Origin of the sequence: Pragia fontium, assembly GCF_900638655.1 — a bacterium.
Classification (GTDB): domain Bacteria; phylum Pseudomonadota; class Gammaproteobacteria; order Enterobacterales; family Enterobacteriaceae; genus Pragia; species Pragia fontium.
This window is the reverse complement of sequence record NZ_LR134531.1, coordinates 287,150-302,201: the sequence shown is the minus strand read 5'-3', so window position 1 is coordinate 302,201 and position 15,052 is coordinate 287,150. Positions and strand designations below refer to the sequence as shown.

Below are 15,052 nucleotides of genomic sequence, written 5' to 3'. Positions count from 1 at the left end.
ACCATAAAAAAGGGTGCCTAAGCACCCTTTTTTCGTTCATAAGTAATTAGAATTACTTGATGATCTTAGCAACAACACCCGCACCAACAGTACGGCCACCTTCACGGATAGCGAAGCGTAAACCTTCGTCCATCGCGATTGGGGCAATCAGAGTTACAGTCATCTGAATGTTATCACCTGGCATTACCATCTCTACGCCTTCTGGCAGTTCGATGGTACCGGTCACGTCAGTTGTACGGAAGTAGAACTGTGGACGGTAGCCTTTGAAGAATGGAGTATGACGACCACCTTCATCTTTGCTCAGGATATAAACTTCTGATACGAAGTTAGTATGCGGGTTGATTGAACCTGGTTTTGCTAATACTTGACCACGTTCGATTTCATCACGCTTAGTACCACGCAGCAGAACACCAACGTTCTCACCCGCACGGCCTTCGTCCAGTAACTTACGGAACATTTCAACGCCAGTACAAGTTGTTTTCACAGTATCTTTGATACCAACGATTTCAACTTCTTCACCAACTTTAACGATACCGCGCTCTACACGACCGGTTACTACTGTACCACGGCCAGAGATTGAGAAAACGTCTTCGATTGGCAGCAGGAACGGCTTATCAATTGCACGCTCTGGCTCTGGAATGTAGCTGTCCAGGTAGCTAGCTAATTCAATGATTTTAGCTTCCCACTCAGCTTCGCCTTCTAACGCTTTCAGCGCAGAACCACGAACAACTGGAGTATCATCACCTGGGAAATCGTACTGAGACAGAAGCTCACGAACTTCCATTTCAACCAGTTCTAACAGCTCTTCATCGTCAACCATGTCACACTTGTTCAGGAACACAATGATGTATGGTACGCCAACCTGGCGACCTAACAGGATGTGCTCACGAGTTTGTGGCATAGGACCATCAGTTGCAGCAACAACCAGAATAGCACCGTCCATCTGAGCAGCACCGGTGATCATGTTCTTAACGTAGTCGGCGTGTCCTGGGCAGTCAACGTGTGCATAGTGACGCGTAGGGGTGTCGTATTCTACGTGAGAAGTATTGATGGTAATACCACGAGCTTTTTCTTCTGGTGCGTTATCGATTTGATCGAATGCACGCGCGTTACCACCGTAGGTTTTTGCTAATACGTTGGTGATAGCTGCGGTCAGAGTTGTTTTACCGTGGTCAACGTGGCCGATAGTACCAACGTTAACGTGCGGTTTTGTACGTTCAAATTTTTCTTTAGACACGATTCTCTTCCTTTACACTGTCCCCCTCTATCCGAGGGGGACTGGGATATAAATTGTTACCCGTGAGGCTTATTTAGCCTTGCGAGCTTCGATAATTGCTGTAGCAACGTTACTTGGCGCTTCACTGTACTTCAAGAACTCCATGGAGTAAGAAGCACGACCCTGAGTTTGTGAACGCAGGTCTGTAGCATAACCAAACATTTCAGATAGTGGAACCTGAGCACGTACAGTTTTACCTGTAGCAGTGTCTTCCATACCTTCAATGATGCCGCGACGACGGTTTAAGTCACCGATTACATCGCCCATATAGTCTTCTGGAGTCTCAACTTCAACTTTCATGACCGGCTCCAGCAGAATTGGTTTCGCTTTCATGAAGCCTTCTTTAAAGGCAAGAGAAGCGGCCAATTTAAACGCCAGTTCTGATGAGTCAACATCATGGTAAGAACCATAGTGCAGACGCACTTTGATATCAACTACCGGGTAACCAGCCAGAGGACCAGACTTCAGCTGCTCCTGAATACCTTTATCAACCGCAGGGATGAATTCACCAGGAATTACACCACCCTTGATTTCGTTGACAAATTCGTAACCCGGACCACCAGCTTCCAACGGAGACAGATCGATAATAACGTGACCATACTGACCACGACCACCAGACTGCTTGGCGTGTTTACCTTCAACGTCTTTAGCCGTTTCACGAATTGTTTCACGGTATGCAACCTGAGGCTTACCAATGTTAGCTTCAACGTTGAACTCGCGACGCATACGGTCAACTAACACGTCTAAGTGTAGCTCACCCATACCTGCGATAATTGTTTGGCCAGACTCTTCATCACTCGATACGCGGAATGATGGATCTTCTTGTGCCAAACGACCTAAAGCGATACCCATTTTTTCTTGGTCAGCTTTAGTTTTTGGTTCAACTGCAACCGAAATTACTGGCTCAGGGAATTCCATACGCTCCAGAATGATCGGCTTAGCTTGGTCACATAAGGTGTCACCTGTGGTCACATCTTTCAGACCGATTGCTGCCGCGATATCACCCGCACGTACTTCTTTGATCTCTTCACGCTTATTCGCATGCATCTGAACGATACGACCAAAACGCTCACGCTTGTCTTTCACTGAGTTCAGTACTGTGTCACCAGAGTTTACAACACCGGAATAAACACGGAAGAACGTCAGGTTACCCACGAATGGGTCGGTAGCAATTTTAAACGCCAGAGCAGAGAACGGCTCGCTATCGCTAGCATGACGTTCCGCATGGGTACCGTCTTCCAGTTCACCGTTAATTGCTTCGATGTCGGTTGGTGCAGGTAAATATTCAATTACCGCATCCAACATTGCCTGAACACCTTTGTTCTTAAACGCAGAACCACAGGTAACCAGAATAATTTCATTATTCAGGACACGCTTACGCAGTGCTTCAGTCACTTCTTCTTCAGTCAGCTCTTCGCCGCCTAAATACTTGTCCATCAGCTCTTCAGATGCTTCAGCTGCAGCTTCAAATGCATTTTGCTGCCATTTTTTAGCTTCTTCTAACAGGTTCGCTGGAACATCTTCATAAGTGAAGCTAACGCCTTGGTCAGCATCACTCCAGTTGATTGCTTTCATTTTCAGCAAGTCAATTACGCCAGTAAAGCTGTCTTCAGCACCGATTGGTAACTGAATAGGCACAGCATTTGCTGCCAGACGTGATTTAAGCTGCTCAACTACACGCAGGAAGTTAGCACCCATACGGTCCATTTTGTTAACGAACGCGATGCGTGGAACTTTATATTTGTTAGCCTGACGCCAAACAGTTTCAGACTGAGGCTGAACACCACCAACTGCACAGTAAACCATTACTGCACCATCCAGAACACGCATAGAGCGCTCTACTTCGATAGTAAAGTCTACGTGTCCCGGGGTATCAATGATATTGACACGATGGGGTTCAAATTGTTTAGCCATACCAGACCAGAACGCAGTAGTCGCAGCTGAGGTGATAGTAATACCACGCTCCTGCTCCTGCTCCATCCAGTCCATAGTCGCAGAACCTTCGTGAGTTTCACCAATTTTATGGTTTACACCAGTATAAAAAAGGATACGCTCAGTTGTGGTTGTTTTACCGGCATCAATGTGAGCACTGATACCGATGTTGCGATAACGCTCAATAGGGGTTGTACGAGCCATTTTATTCCTCGATTACTAGGTCGTTCTTCAGATAACCCATGCGGGTCAACTTAAAAAGCGCCCGCATGATGATTAGCATGACTACCGAAGGTAAATTACCAGCGGTAGTGGGCGAACGCCTTGTTGGCTTCAGCCATACGGTGAACGTCTTCACGTTTCTTAACTGCAGTACCTTTGTTCTCTGCAGCATCAGACAGTTCATTCGCTAAGCGTAAAGCCATGGATTTATCACCGCGTTTACGAGCAGCTTCTACAATCCAACGCATGGCAAGTGCATTACGGCGAACCGGGCGAACTTCAACCGGCACCTGATAAGTAGAACCACCAACACGACGAGACTTAACTTCTACAGTTGGTCTTACGTTGTCCAGGGCAATTTCAAAAGCTTCCAGTTCGTTTTTACCTGAACGCTGAGCTAAAGTCTCAAGCGCATTATAAACGATAGCTTCTGCAGTAGATTTCTTACCATCTACCATTAAAATATTTACAAATTTGGCCAGTAAGTCAGATCCGAACTTAGGATCTGGCAGAATTTTACGCTGACCAATGACGCGACGACGTGGCATGGAATTACTCCGTTGTTAATTCAGGATTGTCCAAAACTCGATGAGTTTATTTTGACATTAAGTTAAAAATGTTTGGCCTTACTTAACGGGTAACCATTAAGCCTTCGGCTTCTTCACGCCATACTTGGAGCGAGCCTGCTTACGGTCTTTAACACCTGAGCAGTCCAGTGCACCACGAACGGTGTGATAGCGCACACCCGGCAGGTCTTTTACACGACCACCGCGAATCAGGATCACGGAGTGTTCCTGTAGGTTATGGCCTTCACCACCGATATATGAAGAAACTTCAAAACCGTTAGTTAAGCGTACACGACAAACTTTACGTAATGCAGAGTTTGGTTTTTTTGGAGTGGTGGTATATACGCGAGTACATACGCCACGTTTCTGCGGGCAAGCTTCCAGCGCAGGAACGTTGCTTTTTGCAACCTTCATTGAGCGCGGTTTGCGTACCAGCTGATTAATTGTTGCCATTAAAAAAAGCTCCTGGTTTTTTTACTTTCGTAAACACGTGATAAATCGATCCCTCGAGTATAGGTACACTGAGGGACGCAAAATTTTATGGCTGAAGAGAGTAAGTGTCAAGAAATATACAGCGTTGTTCGACGAACAACGGACGATATTGGCTAATTCGTACCAATTAACCGAAAAAAAATGCAGAATAACCAAAGCCTAGCCAATTTTATTCCACTTTTCATGAAATAATTACCAAGCCATCTGTGGAGAATGGTTTACGGTTAAATCAACGAATCCTTGATAATCGATGAGTTCAACATCATTTCCCATTAATGTTAACAGCCCTCTGGCTTCAACATCTTCCCTTAAGGCGTAAATCACTGCACCACATGCCATCAATTGATTTAAACTTGCGCTGCCTGCAATAGCCGCAGTCACGCCATCTTGCAATAACAACAAGACATCACGCTGCGTTACCATATTCAGCAATGATTCCATATCAATCTGGTAAAACGAGCGGGAAACCGTATATAACACCGTGGCGCCTCAGAAAGTTAAAACAACGTCATAGGTCGACAAGTATTCACTGATTTGCCAACGCTCGAGAGATTGCGCTTTTAATACCATCTCAAAATCGTCATTGAGACCGCGCGCTGTCAGAGAATCGCGACAAATAAAGCACTGGTCAATATCATACAACGCCAATACCCCAAAGGTAGCAATATAGTTACGCGATAGGATTTTATCCGGATTCTGTTGTGGCAACAGTTGGAATACGCCATCGGAGAGAAAAAATAAACCGATCTCTTCCGTTAAAGCGGAAGTGGCTAGCACCGCATCCAACCCTTCTCTTCCACCAGAAGTGCCGTGAGGGGCTTGAGTAAATACAAATGCAATTTTCTTCATGATCCGCGGCTCTAAGCTAAAACTGAACAATTCGATCGCAAGTCAACATGGCTTCCGCTAATGACCCCAAGCCGCTTAACACAAATCCGGATTGCAAATTAGCCACCGGTAGCTTTTGCAATTCAGCTTCCTGTTTATCGACCACGCCTCGACGTAACGCGGCGGCCACACATACATGTAGTAGCGTTCCCTGCTGCTCAGCCAACGTTTGCCATGCGGTCACCAAATGAAACTCGTCACTGGCCGGAGAAACCAACTGATTGGCGTTATTCACCCCTTCCCGATAGAAAAAAACGCTTTGTATCTTATGGCCTTTTTCAATCAACGCCTGCGAAAACAGCCAAGCGCTGGTTGCTTGTTGAGTTCCATAAGCTGGCCCCGTCACCAACAAGGCATAGCTTAAACTCACTTCTCGTTTCCTGAAAAATCACCATTTTTAAACTGGCGAATATAGAGATACACCGTATGTTTAGAGATATTCAATCGATCGGCAACCTGGTTAATCGAATCTTTAATATCAAAAATGCCTTTCTCATACAAATTGAGCACAATTTGGCGATTCTTGGCATTATTTGAGACGTTGCGATCGGCATTGACCTCTTCAATACTGAACTCTAGCGTTTGTGCAACCAGATCATCGACGGATGAAGCAAAGTTCACATTCGAGTGAGCCTCTTTCGCTTCCGGTGGAATAAAGGTTTGCATGATTTGAGAAAAGGGCACATCCAGATTCATATTGATACACAGCAGACCAATAACTCGACGTTCTTTATTACGGATAGCGATAGTGAGTGACTTCATCAGTGAGCCACTTTTTGCCCGAGTAAAATAAGCCTTGGAAACGCTACTGTCATCATGAGACATGGCATGCAACATGCGTAAAGCCATATCGGTAATCGGAGAACCTATTTTACGTCCGGTATGTTCACCGTTCGCGATACGTACCGCGGAACACTTCAAATCTTCAAGTGAATGCAAAACGATCTCGCAGTGCGAACCAATCAGCATCGCTAATCCGTCAACCACGGATTCATAAGAACATAAAATATTATGATCTTCGCGGGTAAATGGCTGCTCATCCAACGGTTCATACTCGCTGGATAATTGCGAATGTGACATTGCGTTTCTCCAATATATTTAGTCTACGTTGGTCCTCAGACTGAAAAAACCTGGAGACTCATTCTTGGTATGTTGCTTTAGTCTAGCAAATACCAGACTAACTTAAGAAATAAAAAAACCGCAGGATTTCTCATGCGGTTTTCGGTTAATGCTTAAAAATTATTTTTTCTTCGGTTCTGCCGCTTCTGCTTTGATATCCAGTAATTCAACCTGGAAGACCAGAGTAGAATTAACCGGAATACCCGGAATCACATTATCGCCATAAGCTAAAGCAGGAGGAATAACTAACGTCATTTTCCCACCTTTTTTCAGATTCTTAAGACCTTCAGTCCAGCCAGGAATCACGCTATCTAAACGGAAAGTTGCTGGTTGGTTACGTTTGTAAGAATTATCAAACTCAGTACCATCAATCAAGGTACCTTTGTAGTTCACTACCACACTGTCGCTGTCTTTAGGGGCTGCACCCGTACCGGCAGTTTCTACTTTATACAGCAGACCTGACTCGGTTTTCTTCACACCGGCTTCTTTAGCAAATTTAGCGCGATACTCTGCACCCTTAGCTTCATTGACCTTCGCCTCTTCCATCATTTTCGCTTGAGCTTTTTCTTTCACGCGATTTTCAAAGGTTTGCAACGTCTGCTCAATTTCAGCATCACTTAATTTACTTTGGCTTTCAAACGCATCTTTAAAACCCGCTTGAATTTGGGTGCGGTCTAATACAACACCCAACTTATCTTGATCCTTCAGCGAGTTATTCATATAACCGCCCAGAGAAGCACCTAAAGCATAAGCCGCTTTCTGATCTTCGCTGTCAAATTTTACAGCTGATGCTGGCGCAGTTGCTGGTGTTGCCGCAGCTGGCGCTGCTGTTTTCGACGCGGCATCGTCAGCCATAGCACCAGTAGCAAAAGCCATCGAGGTCGCTAACAGCGTTACTTTAAATAATGATTTCATCTACTTCTCCAGTGATAGGAAAATATTACGCAACAAATAAACCCGGAATTTATACCATACAGGTTATCGATAAATATAATCAAAGAGTATCAAAAAATCTTATTACTCAATGATAAGTGTTTATGAACTTCATGACCTAATCTTCGACAGCATAAAACGTAATGGTTCGCTAAGAGAATAAATATAATCTTTCAACGAACCATCAATAACATCACTGTCATTATTTAGCTTTACTTGGATTTACACGTAACACCGTAATTTCAAATACTAATGTTGCATTAGGTGGAATACTTGGTAGCGCACCTTTTTCCCCATAAGCCTGTTCTGGCGGTACCACGAGTTTAATTTTACCACCGTTACCAGCCAGTTTAATTCCGCTACGTAAAGCAGGAATCACATCCGCTACTTTCAAAATAATTGGGGTTGTTGTTTTCTCAAATACAGTTCCATTGACCAACATACCCTGCAATTCAAGTTCAACCGTATTTTTATCGGTAATTGCTGCGCCAGATCCTTTTTTCTCGATCAGATAAAGCAGGCCGGTTTTATTTTTTTTCACTCCATCCTGCTGAGCAAATTCAGCCTGAAATGCCTTACCCATTTCACTCTCATGGCGGGCATCCTGTTCAACCTTGGCTTTATTCAAGGTATTAACCTGATCGTCAAACACATCCATGGTTTGTTTAATCGTGGCTTCATCCATTTTGATATCATTACCAAAAGTATCAACGATACCGGCTAAAACAATTTTAGGATCCAACGTGATATGCAGTTTCTGCTGCTGGGCCATATTTTCTTGTAAATAACGTGCTAAGGCCACACCACTCGCATAGGCACGGCGTTGTTCTTCACTGTTTAAATGAAATTTCACAGCAGATAACGAAGACGTCTCTAACATTTTGTCTTCTGTCGGTGCCGAACTTTTTTCTTTGTTATCATCTTTAACGCTAGGTTTAACCTGATTTTTTTCGGCTAATGGCGCTTGTTCTTGCGGTGTTGTAACAACTAAACCTGATATAGAGACTGCATTGTCCTTCTGAGCTTGCTCAGCCGTATCGACTGCCACTATTGCAGGATCAGCTGTAGTAGATACAGCAACATCTTTCTCCGCTTCTACCGGTACTGTTAATGCTTGTTCAGTAGCTTCTACTACTGCCACTGTTGCCGGAGATTGTTTCTGAGCAGGAGTAGATTCTGTAGCCTCTTCCTCGGCCTGAACGGCAGCGTCTGCCAGTGCAGCTGTGGAAGATGGGTCCTTAGCTTGGCTAGACTCTGAAGCATCTTTCTTAACCTGAACGGCGGTTTTCACCGGTGTGGTTGGTGCAACAACTTGTTCTGCAGAAACTTTTTCTACTGACGCTGCCTCAGAAGATGATTTCTGAGCAGGTGCTGATTCTGTGGCGTCTTTCTCAACCTGAGCAACAAGTCCCACCGAAACAGCAGCTGGAACATGCTCTGCGACAATAGCTTGTTCCGGAGTTGATGTGGATACAACCGCATCCTTTTGAACTGAACCAACGGCTTCTACTGATGCAGTTGATTGCTCCTTAACCGGGGTAGATTCAGCCTGTACTACGTTCTCATTCTTCTCATTTTTGTTATTATTCGTTAACTGATTAGCAGAAATGCTAAAAACGGGCAATGCAAAAAGCAAAGCACCAATCACGTATGAATGCTTATTTAAAAAAGACATCAATATATTCCTTGTGTTTCATTGTAGAATAATCCAATTAAACGCTTACTTCCCTTTATTACAATAACAAAACTCGATGGCAAGCATTCGATTCAACACACATATTACAAATTTTTTCGCTGATTTAATATCATATTCATCAAATCAGACTAATCACTATTCACCGGAGATAACATGCAACAGCTCGATATTGAAAGACTACTACAGCGACTAGAACTACTTGAAAGTCGTCAAGCCTTTCAGGAGGTGACTATTGACGATCTCAATCAGGCAATCATTCAACACCAGCGTGAAATAGCAAAACTTCAAGAACAGTTGAGACTATTAAGCGATAAACTAAAAGAGTCACAACCTTCGATGATTGCACCACTATCAGAAGAAGTCCCACCACCACACTACTAATGCTGGGCTTAAAATATACCAAAGAAAATGGCAGCCCTTAAGCTGCCATTTTAATTGCTATGAATGCCGTATTAATGGCTGCAACCACAACCACCGTTGCCTTTGCCATGACCGCCACAGCCACCTTCACCGTGTTCATGATCGTGGTCATGGTCGTGACCACCACCACCGCAACAACCACCGCCTTCGCCGTGACCATTGCCGCCACAGCAGCCGCCTTCACCATGGTGATCGTGCTCACCATGTACATGACCATGAGCTAATTCTTCTTCAGTCGCTTCGCGAATCGCTACCACTTCTACATTGAAGTTCAGATTCTGACCAGCCAGCATATGGTTACCATCAACCACCACGTGGTCGTCTTCTACTTCGGTAATTTCAACCGGAACAGGCCCTTGATCGGTATCGGCTAAAAAGCGCATACCAACCTGAAGCTCATCAACGCCCATGAAAACATCTTTAGGTACGCGCTGAACCAACACTTCATCATAATCGCCATACGCTTCATTTGCCGTTACAAACACGTCAAAACGATCGCCTACCGCATGGTTTTCCAATGCTTTTTCTAAACCCGCGATCAGAGAACCATGTCCGTGCAGATAGTCCAGCGGTGCGCTCACCGGAGACTCATCAACTAATACACCGTCTTCTGTACGAACCTGATATGCCAGGCTGACCACTAGGTCTTTTGCTACTTTCATGATTTCTCCTACCGTTGATACCTAATTTCCGCTGATTGTAGCTGAAATCAACGGCGCTGTACTCACTGAGATAAAAATTTAGGCAACTTTATATTACTAAGTACGACCAATGTCGAATATTCATTTGCAAAAATAAAAGCGCCATCAGGTTATCTCATCATCAATCCAAGGTATCATGCTTGGTTTCTTGAACCTCTTCGTCCAAATCCCAATCGTCAGATAATTTACTGTCATACTGCATCTCTCGCTGGAAGAGGTTTTCCAGTTCACGTCTCGCTTCTGCTACACGTGATATCTGCTGCATATTTCCCTGTCTAACCGGCACTAATTCACGCAACATACTTTCATCCAGCCGTTTAAAATACTGTTGCGCTCGATAGGCTTGATGAGGGTGCATCCCCAAATCAATTAAGGCCTTACGAGCAAGATCCGTTGCACTGGAAAATGTCTCTCTGGAGAAAAGCTCGACGCCGGCACTTAATAATTCATGAGCTTCAACTCGACCTCTGGCACGCGCCAAAATAGATAGATTGGGAAAGTATTGCTGACAGAGATGAACGATGGTCATGGTTTCTTCTGGTAGATCACTGGCAATTACAATCGCTTTGGCTTTCGCCGCACCAGCAGCCCGTAATAGCTCAAGCTCAGTTGCATCGCCATAGTAAACCTTATAACCGTGGCTGCGCAAAATACCGACCTGACTGACATCGCGTTCCAACACCGTTAAACGAATTTCATTGGCCATCAACAAACGTCCAACGACCTGACCAAAACGCCCAAATCCCACCACAATAACCTGTGGTTCATCGTCTTCTACATCAGATTTCTGGTCATTCTCTTCACCAGAGTTATAGCGTCGAGCCAAAATTCGGTCAACAATCTGCATCATAAACGGCGTAGTCATCATCGAAATCGTCACAACGACCAGCAACAGTGAAATCTGCTCAGTATCAAAAATATTCTGCGCCCGAGCCGCGGCAAACAGCACAAAGGCAAACTCTCCTCCCTGACTCAACACCGCAGAAAACTGCAAACGCTCTGAGCGATTAATGCGGAAAAAGCGCGCGAGTCCATACAGTACCGAGCCTTTAACCAACAACAATACACAAACCCAGATTAAGACCTGTAGAAAATGGGAGTAGAAAACCCCCAGATTCAACACCATACCCACCGAAATAAAAAATAGCCCCAACAATAACCCTTTAAAAGGCTCGATAGCCACTTCCAATTCGTGCTGATACTCACTTTCAGCTAACAGTACCCCTGCCAGAAACGTTCCCAACGCCATTGAGAAACCAATTTCTTGCATCAGCGCTGCGGCACCCAACACCACTAACAGCGCAGTGGCAGTAAATACTTCCCGTACACCGGATGACGCCACGTAACGGAAAATAGGTCTTAATAGGTAACGACAAGCGAGCACTAATATTGCTAATCCGACGACTTTACTGAGTACGGTAAACCAATCCGCATCACCGGTACTTTTCCCCGCCAAGATCGGCACTAACGCTAAAGCCGGAACAACCGCCATATCTTGAAACAGCAAGACGGCAAAACCGGATTGCCCTCCATCACCGCGCATGCCTTTCTCTTTCATCAACTGTAAAGCCATGGCCGTAGAAGACATCGACAACCCCAGAGCACCGATGATCGCCGCCGATAAGCCGAAACCAGCCCAATATAACAATCCACAGATAATCGCCGTCGTGAACAACACCTGAGCCGTACCTAAACCAAAAATAGGCTTTCTCATCTTCCAGAGTTTGGCTGGATTCAACTCTAATCCGATAACGAACAACAGTAGAACCACACCCATTTCGGAAAAGTGTAGAATCTCATCCACATCGTTAATCAGGCGAAATCCCCACGGACCGATAGCAATTCCAGCTATCAAATAGCCGAGTACCGCACCAATACCAACGCGTCGGGCAAGAGGAACCGCTAAAACGGCAACAGACAGAAAAATTAAAACCGCGGCCAACTGTGGTGAAGTTTCCATTATTGGTTGCCCTCTTCCGCAGACACGCTCAACCATTCAGCATACTTCAGGGCATACTGCTGTAACTGATCGTCTTCAAGACGACGGGCGCGATAAATAATCATCGGATCAACCCATACCATTCCACAAGATTTAGCCATAATGCGAAACGGTAATAAAATATCCTGAAATGAATAGCCCACCGAACCCCCTGGTTGATAGCTGTTCTCCGTCCCCCCAGCAGTCACCACCAGCCGGAAACGCTTACCTGATAATTCATTCCCGCCAATACTTCCGGCAAACTGAAGGTTCAATACCCTATCAATCCATTCTTTCATTAAAGCCGGGCAACCATAGGTGTGTATAGGAAACTGAAACACGATAGTGTCATGCTCCCTTAACAGTTGATGTTCCCGGTGGGTATGAATAAAGAAATCAGGATAATAGGCGTATAAATCGCGAACCGTCACATTATCTAAATTTCGGATCACTCTTAATAACGCTTTGTTGGCCACCGAGCGTTTAGGCTCCGGGTGGGCAAACAAGACAAGCACTTTCGGTAAGTGTGACATTTCGTTTCCCCTAAACATCGTCATCGCTGACATTTTCCGCTACCATGCATAACTTATTTAATTATTGACGTGAACAGATGACTGTTTTGTACGAACATCACACGCTATAAGTCTAGCTAATGTATCCAGATGTTGATAAATAAGATGATGAAAAAAGAGATGGTGATAAGTAACCTAATCTCCCATTATCAACCACCCTGAACACATTGCTTTTTAATAATAATACTAAAAATAGCGCGATTGAGAGTGTACTCCTCCTCCCGCTATTTTCTATCAATGGTTTCATCATTGGCTTTAGGTTTTTTAGCCAATTGATAGCCTTGTTACAGATAACCAGATACGTGACCCTATGATTGTATTTTCTTCGTTACAAATCCGACGCGGCGTGAATGTATTACTCGATAACGCCACAGCAACTATTAACCCCGGCCAGAAAGTTGGCTTAGTGGGCAAAAATGGCTGCGGTAAATCCACCCTGCTCTCGTTATTAAAAGGCGAACTAACCGCTGACGGAGGTAGCTTCACGTTCCCTTCCGCCTGGGCGCTATCATGGGTCAATCAGGAAACTCCCGCTCTGGATATACCAGCGATTGAGTACGTTATTGATGGCGACAGAGAGTATCGCCAGTTAGAACGCGAACTGGCTGTAGCTAACGAAAAAGATGATGGACATGCTATCGCTTTGCTACATGGCAAACTGGATGCTATTCAGGCTTGGACCATTTATCCTCGCGCTTCAAGTTTACTGCACGGATTAGGCTTCTCTCAGGAACAGTTACAACAATCCGTTAGCGCTTTCTCAGGTGGATGGCGGATGCGTCTGAATCTGGCACAGGCCCTATTGTGCCGTTCCGATTTACTCCTGCTGGATGAACCGACCAACCACTTGGATTTGGACGCAGTAATCTGGTTGGAAAAATGGCTGAAAAACTACGACGGCACCTTAATTCTGATTTCGCACGACCGCGATTTCCTCGATCCGATCGTCGATAAAATTCTGCATATTGAGCAACAGCAGTTATTCGAATACACAGGTAACTACTCCTCTTTTGAGCGCCAGCGAGTCGCTAAACTATCGCAGCAGCAGGCTTTATACCAAAGTCAGCAAGAAAAAGTGGCACATCTACAAAGCTATATTGACCGCTTCAAAGCCAAAGCCACTAAAGCCAAACAGGCCCAGAGCAGAATTAAGATGCTGGAGCGCATGGAGCTGATTGCCCCAGCCCACGTTGATAATCCGTTCCATTTTAGCTTCCGGGAACCAGAAAGCCTGCCAAATCCACTGCTAAGAATGGAAAAGGTCAGCGCTGGCTACGGTGATAAAACTATTCTGCAATCAATCAAACTGAATCTGGTACCGGGTTCACGTATTGGGCTATTGGGTCGCAACGGTGCCGGTAAATCAACCCTGATCAAACTGCTGGCTGGAACGTTGACTCCCCAACAGGGTGAAATTGGCTTGGCGAAAGGTATCAAGCTGGGCTATTTCGCCCAGCATCAGTTAGAGACGCTGCGCTCGGACGAGTCCCCGTTACAGCACCTTAGTCGCCTGGCTCCGCAAGAATTTGAGCAGCCATTACGTGATTATCTGGGTGGGTTCGGATTTCGCGGCGATAAAGTAAGTGAAAATACTGAACGTTTTTCCGGCGGTGAAAAAGCCCGTTTGGTACTGGCGCTAATCGTCTGGCAAAGACCAAACCTGTTGCTGCTTGATGAACCGACTAACCACCTCGACCTTGATATGCGTCAGGCGCTAACCGAAGCCCTGATCGACTTTGATGGTGCCTTGGTTGTGGTATCCCACGATCGTCACTTACTGCGTTCCACCACCGATGAGCTGTATCTGGTTCATGACCAAAAAGTTGAGCCTTTTGACGGCGACATTGAAGATTATCAACAGTGGCTGGTCGATCTACAAAAACAGGAACTTCAACCGGAAGAGAGCAGCAAAGAGTCTACCGCCAACAGCGCCCAGGCCCGAAAAGACCAAAAACGCCGTGAAGCAGATTTCAGAGCACAAACTCAGCCAATCCGCAAAAAAATCGACAAGCTGGATAACGAACTAGAGAAACTGTCTAAACAGCTTAGCGATATTGAACAGTCGCTATCCGACAGTGCGATTTATGAAGCAGAAAAGAAAGCGGAGTTAACCAAATTACTGCAGCAGCAGGTCGCAGTTAAGTCAGCTCAGGAAGAGTGTGAAATGCACTGGCTGGAATTACATGAACAGTTGGAAGAGATGACCAACAGCTTTAATCAGGATAACGGCTAAAGCTGATACTCAGGGGGGAACCTT

The 15,052-nt window shown here is 45.2% G+C and carries 15 protein-coding genes; 2 read left to right on the top strand and 13 right to left on the bottom strand.

Features of this window, described 5'->3' with window-relative positions; all coding sequences use genetic code 11:
* Nucleotides 1-52 precede the first annotated feature (52 nt).
* The 10 genes from tuf to EL341_RS01145 form a co-directional block, all read right to left on the bottom strand.
* Nucleotides 53-1,237: an elongation factor Tu gene (gene tuf / locus EL341_RS01190; RefSeq protein WP_047779688.1), complete on the bottom strand. Its 1,185-nt coding sequence runs from the start codon at nucleotides 1,235-1,237 to the stop codon at nucleotides 53-55.
* 69 nt (nucleotides 1,238-1,306) lie between these two features.
* Nucleotides 1,307-3,412: an elongation factor G gene (fusA, locus tag EL341_RS01185; RefSeq protein ID WP_047779687.1), complete on the bottom strand. Its 2,106-nt coding sequence runs from the start codon at nucleotides 3,410-3,412 to the stop codon at nucleotides 1,307-1,309.
* A 95-nt stretch (nucleotides 3,413-3,507) separates the two neighbouring features.
* A complete protein-coding gene (gene rpsG / locus EL341_RS01180) occupies nucleotides 3,508-3,978 on the bottom strand; it encodes a 30S ribosomal protein S7 (protein WP_047779686.1) in 471 nt (156 codons plus the stop codon).
* A 96-nt stretch (nucleotides 3,979-4,074) separates the two neighbouring features.
* The gene (gene rpsL, locus EL341_RS01175; protein WP_047779685.1) at nucleotides 4,075-4,449 is read right to left on the bottom strand and encodes a 30S ribosomal protein S12; all 375 of its coding nucleotides are present in this window, start codon (nucleotides 4,447-4,449) and stop codon (nucleotides 4,075-4,077) included.
* Between the two features lie 231 nt (nucleotides 4,450-4,680).
* Entirely contained in the window at nucleotides 4,681-4,968 is a 288-nt protein-coding gene (gene tusB, locus EL341_RS01170) for a sulfurtransferase complex subunit TusB (protein ID WP_047779684.1), read from the bottom strand.
* 9 nt (nucleotides 4,969-4,977) lie between these two features.
* Nucleotides 4,978-5,337 (bottom strand): sulfurtransferase complex subunit TusC, encoded by a 360-nt coding sequence (tusC, locus tag EL341_RS01165; protein ID WP_047779683.1) that lies wholly within the window; start codon nucleotides 5,335-5,337, stop codon nucleotides 4,978-4,980.
* A gap of 16 nt (nucleotides 5,338-5,353) precedes the next feature.
* The gene (gene tusD, locus EL341_RS01160) at nucleotides 5,354-5,746 is read right to left on the bottom strand and encodes a sulfurtransferase complex subunit TusD (RefSeq protein ID WP_047779682.1); all 393 of its coding nucleotides are present in this window, start codon (nucleotides 5,744-5,746) and stop codon (nucleotides 5,354-5,356) included.
* Nucleotides 5,743-6,456: a helix-turn-helix transcriptional regulator gene (locus EL341_RS01155; RefSeq protein ID WP_047779681.1), complete on the bottom strand. Its 714-nt coding sequence runs from the start codon at nucleotides 6,454-6,456 to the stop codon at nucleotides 5,743-5,745. Before EL341_RS01155 ends, tusD begins: the two co-directional genes overlap by 4 nt.
* 159 nt (nucleotides 6,457-6,615) lie before the next feature.
* Nucleotides 6,616-7,410 carry an FKBP-type peptidyl-prolyl cis-trans isomerase gene (gene fkpA / locus EL341_RS01150; RefSeq protein ID WP_074824242.1) on the bottom strand — a complete coding sequence of 265 codons (795 nt, stop codon included), beginning with the start codon at nucleotides 7,408-7,410 and terminating at the stop codon, nucleotides 6,616-6,618.
* Between the two features lie 220 nt (nucleotides 7,411-7,630).
* The gene (locus EL341_RS01145) at nucleotides 7,631-9,103 is read right to left on the bottom strand and encodes an FKBP-type peptidyl-prolyl cis-trans isomerase (protein WP_074824240.1); all 1,473 of its coding nucleotides are present in this window, start codon (nucleotides 9,101-9,103) and stop codon (nucleotides 7,631-7,633) included.
* A 174-nt stretch (nucleotides 9,104-9,277) separates the two neighbouring features.
* Here EL341_RS01145 and EL341_RS01140 point away from each other — a divergent pair, with 174 nt between their 5' ends.
* Entirely contained in the window at nucleotides 9,278-9,505 is a 228-nt protein-coding gene (locus EL341_RS01140; RefSeq protein ID WP_047779679.1) for a SlyX family protein, read from the top strand.
* Nucleotides 9,506-9,576: 71 nt separating this feature from the next.
* On the opposite strand, the gene slyD is transcribed toward EL341_RS01140, so the two are convergent.
* The 3 genes from slyD to kefG all read right to left on the bottom strand — a co-directional run bounded on the left by slyD (nucleotide 9,577) and on the right by kefG (nucleotide 12,756).
* Nucleotides 9,577-10,206, bottom strand: a complete 630-nt coding sequence (gene slyD / locus EL341_RS01135) for a peptidylprolyl isomerase (RefSeq protein ID WP_126466812.1) — start codon at nucleotides 10,204-10,206, stop codon at nucleotides 9,577-9,579.
* 160 nt (nucleotides 10,207-10,366) lie between these two features.
* Nucleotides 10,367-12,205 (bottom strand): glutathione-regulated potassium-efflux system protein KefB, encoded by a 1,839-nt coding sequence (gene kefB, locus EL341_RS01130; RefSeq protein WP_074824234.1) that lies wholly within the window; start codon nucleotides 12,203-12,205, stop codon nucleotides 10,367-10,369.
* Complete coding sequence (gene kefG / locus EL341_RS01125) at nucleotides 12,205-12,756, bottom strand: glutathione-regulated potassium-efflux system ancillary protein KefG (protein WP_074824232.1); 552 nt, start codon at nucleotides 12,754-12,756, stop codon at nucleotides 12,205-12,207. Before kefG ends, kefB begins: the two co-directional genes overlap by 1 nt.
* Before the next feature lie 349 nt (nucleotides 12,757-13,105).
* Between kefG and EL341_RS01120 the strand changes: the two genes are divergently transcribed.
* Nucleotides 13,106-15,028 carry an ABC transporter ATP-binding protein gene (locus EL341_RS01120; RefSeq protein WP_074824228.1) on the top strand — a complete coding sequence of 641 codons (1,923 nt, stop codon included), beginning with the start codon at nucleotides 13,106-13,108 and terminating at the stop codon, nucleotides 15,026-15,028.
* Nucleotides 15,029-15,052 lie beyond the last annotated feature (24 nt).

Coding starts and splice junctions, on each gene's coding strand:
- fusA (WP_047779687.1), bottom strand. CDS start 3,412: ATGGCTCGTACAACCCCTATTGAGCGTTATCGCAACATCGGTATCAGT.
- rpsG (WP_047779686.1), bottom strand. CDS start 3,978: ATGCCACGTCGTCGCGTCATTGGTCAGCGTAAAATTCTGCCAGATCCT.
- rpsL (WP_047779685.1), bottom strand. CDS start 4,449: ATGGCAACAATTAATCAGCTGGTACGCAAACCGCGCTCAATGAAGGTT.
- tusC (WP_047779683.1), bottom strand. CDS start 5,337: ATGAAGAAAATTGCATTTGTATTTACTCAAGCCCCTCACGGCACTTCT.
- EL341_RS01155 (WP_047779681.1), bottom strand. CDS start 6,456: ATGTCACATTCGCAATTATCCAGCGAGTATGAACCGTTGGATGAGCAG.
- fkpA (WP_074824242.1), bottom strand. CDS start 7,410: ATGAAATCATTATTTAAAGTAACGCTGTTAGCGACCTCGATGGCTTTT.
- EL341_RS01145 (WP_074824240.1), bottom strand. CDS start 9,103: ATGTCTTTTTTAAATAAGCATTCATACGTGATTGGTGCTTTGCTTTTT.
- EL341_RS01140 (WP_047779679.1), top strand. CDS start 9,278: ATGCAACAGCTCGATATTGAAAGACTACTACAGCGACTAGAACTACTT.
- slyD (WP_126466812.1), bottom strand. CDS start 10,206: ATGAAAGTAGCAAAAGACCTAGTGGTCAGCCTGGCATATCAGGTTCGT.
- kefB (WP_074824234.1), bottom strand. CDS start 12,205: ATGGAAACTTCACCACAGTTGGCCGCGGTTTTAATTTTTCTGTCTGTT.
- kefG (WP_074824232.1), bottom strand. CDS start 12,756: ATGTCACACTTACCGAAAGTGCTTGTCTTGTTTGCCCACCCGGAGCCT.
- EL341_RS01120 (WP_074824228.1), top strand. CDS start 13,106: ATGATTGTATTTTCTTCGTTACAAATCCGACGCGGCGTGAATGTATTA.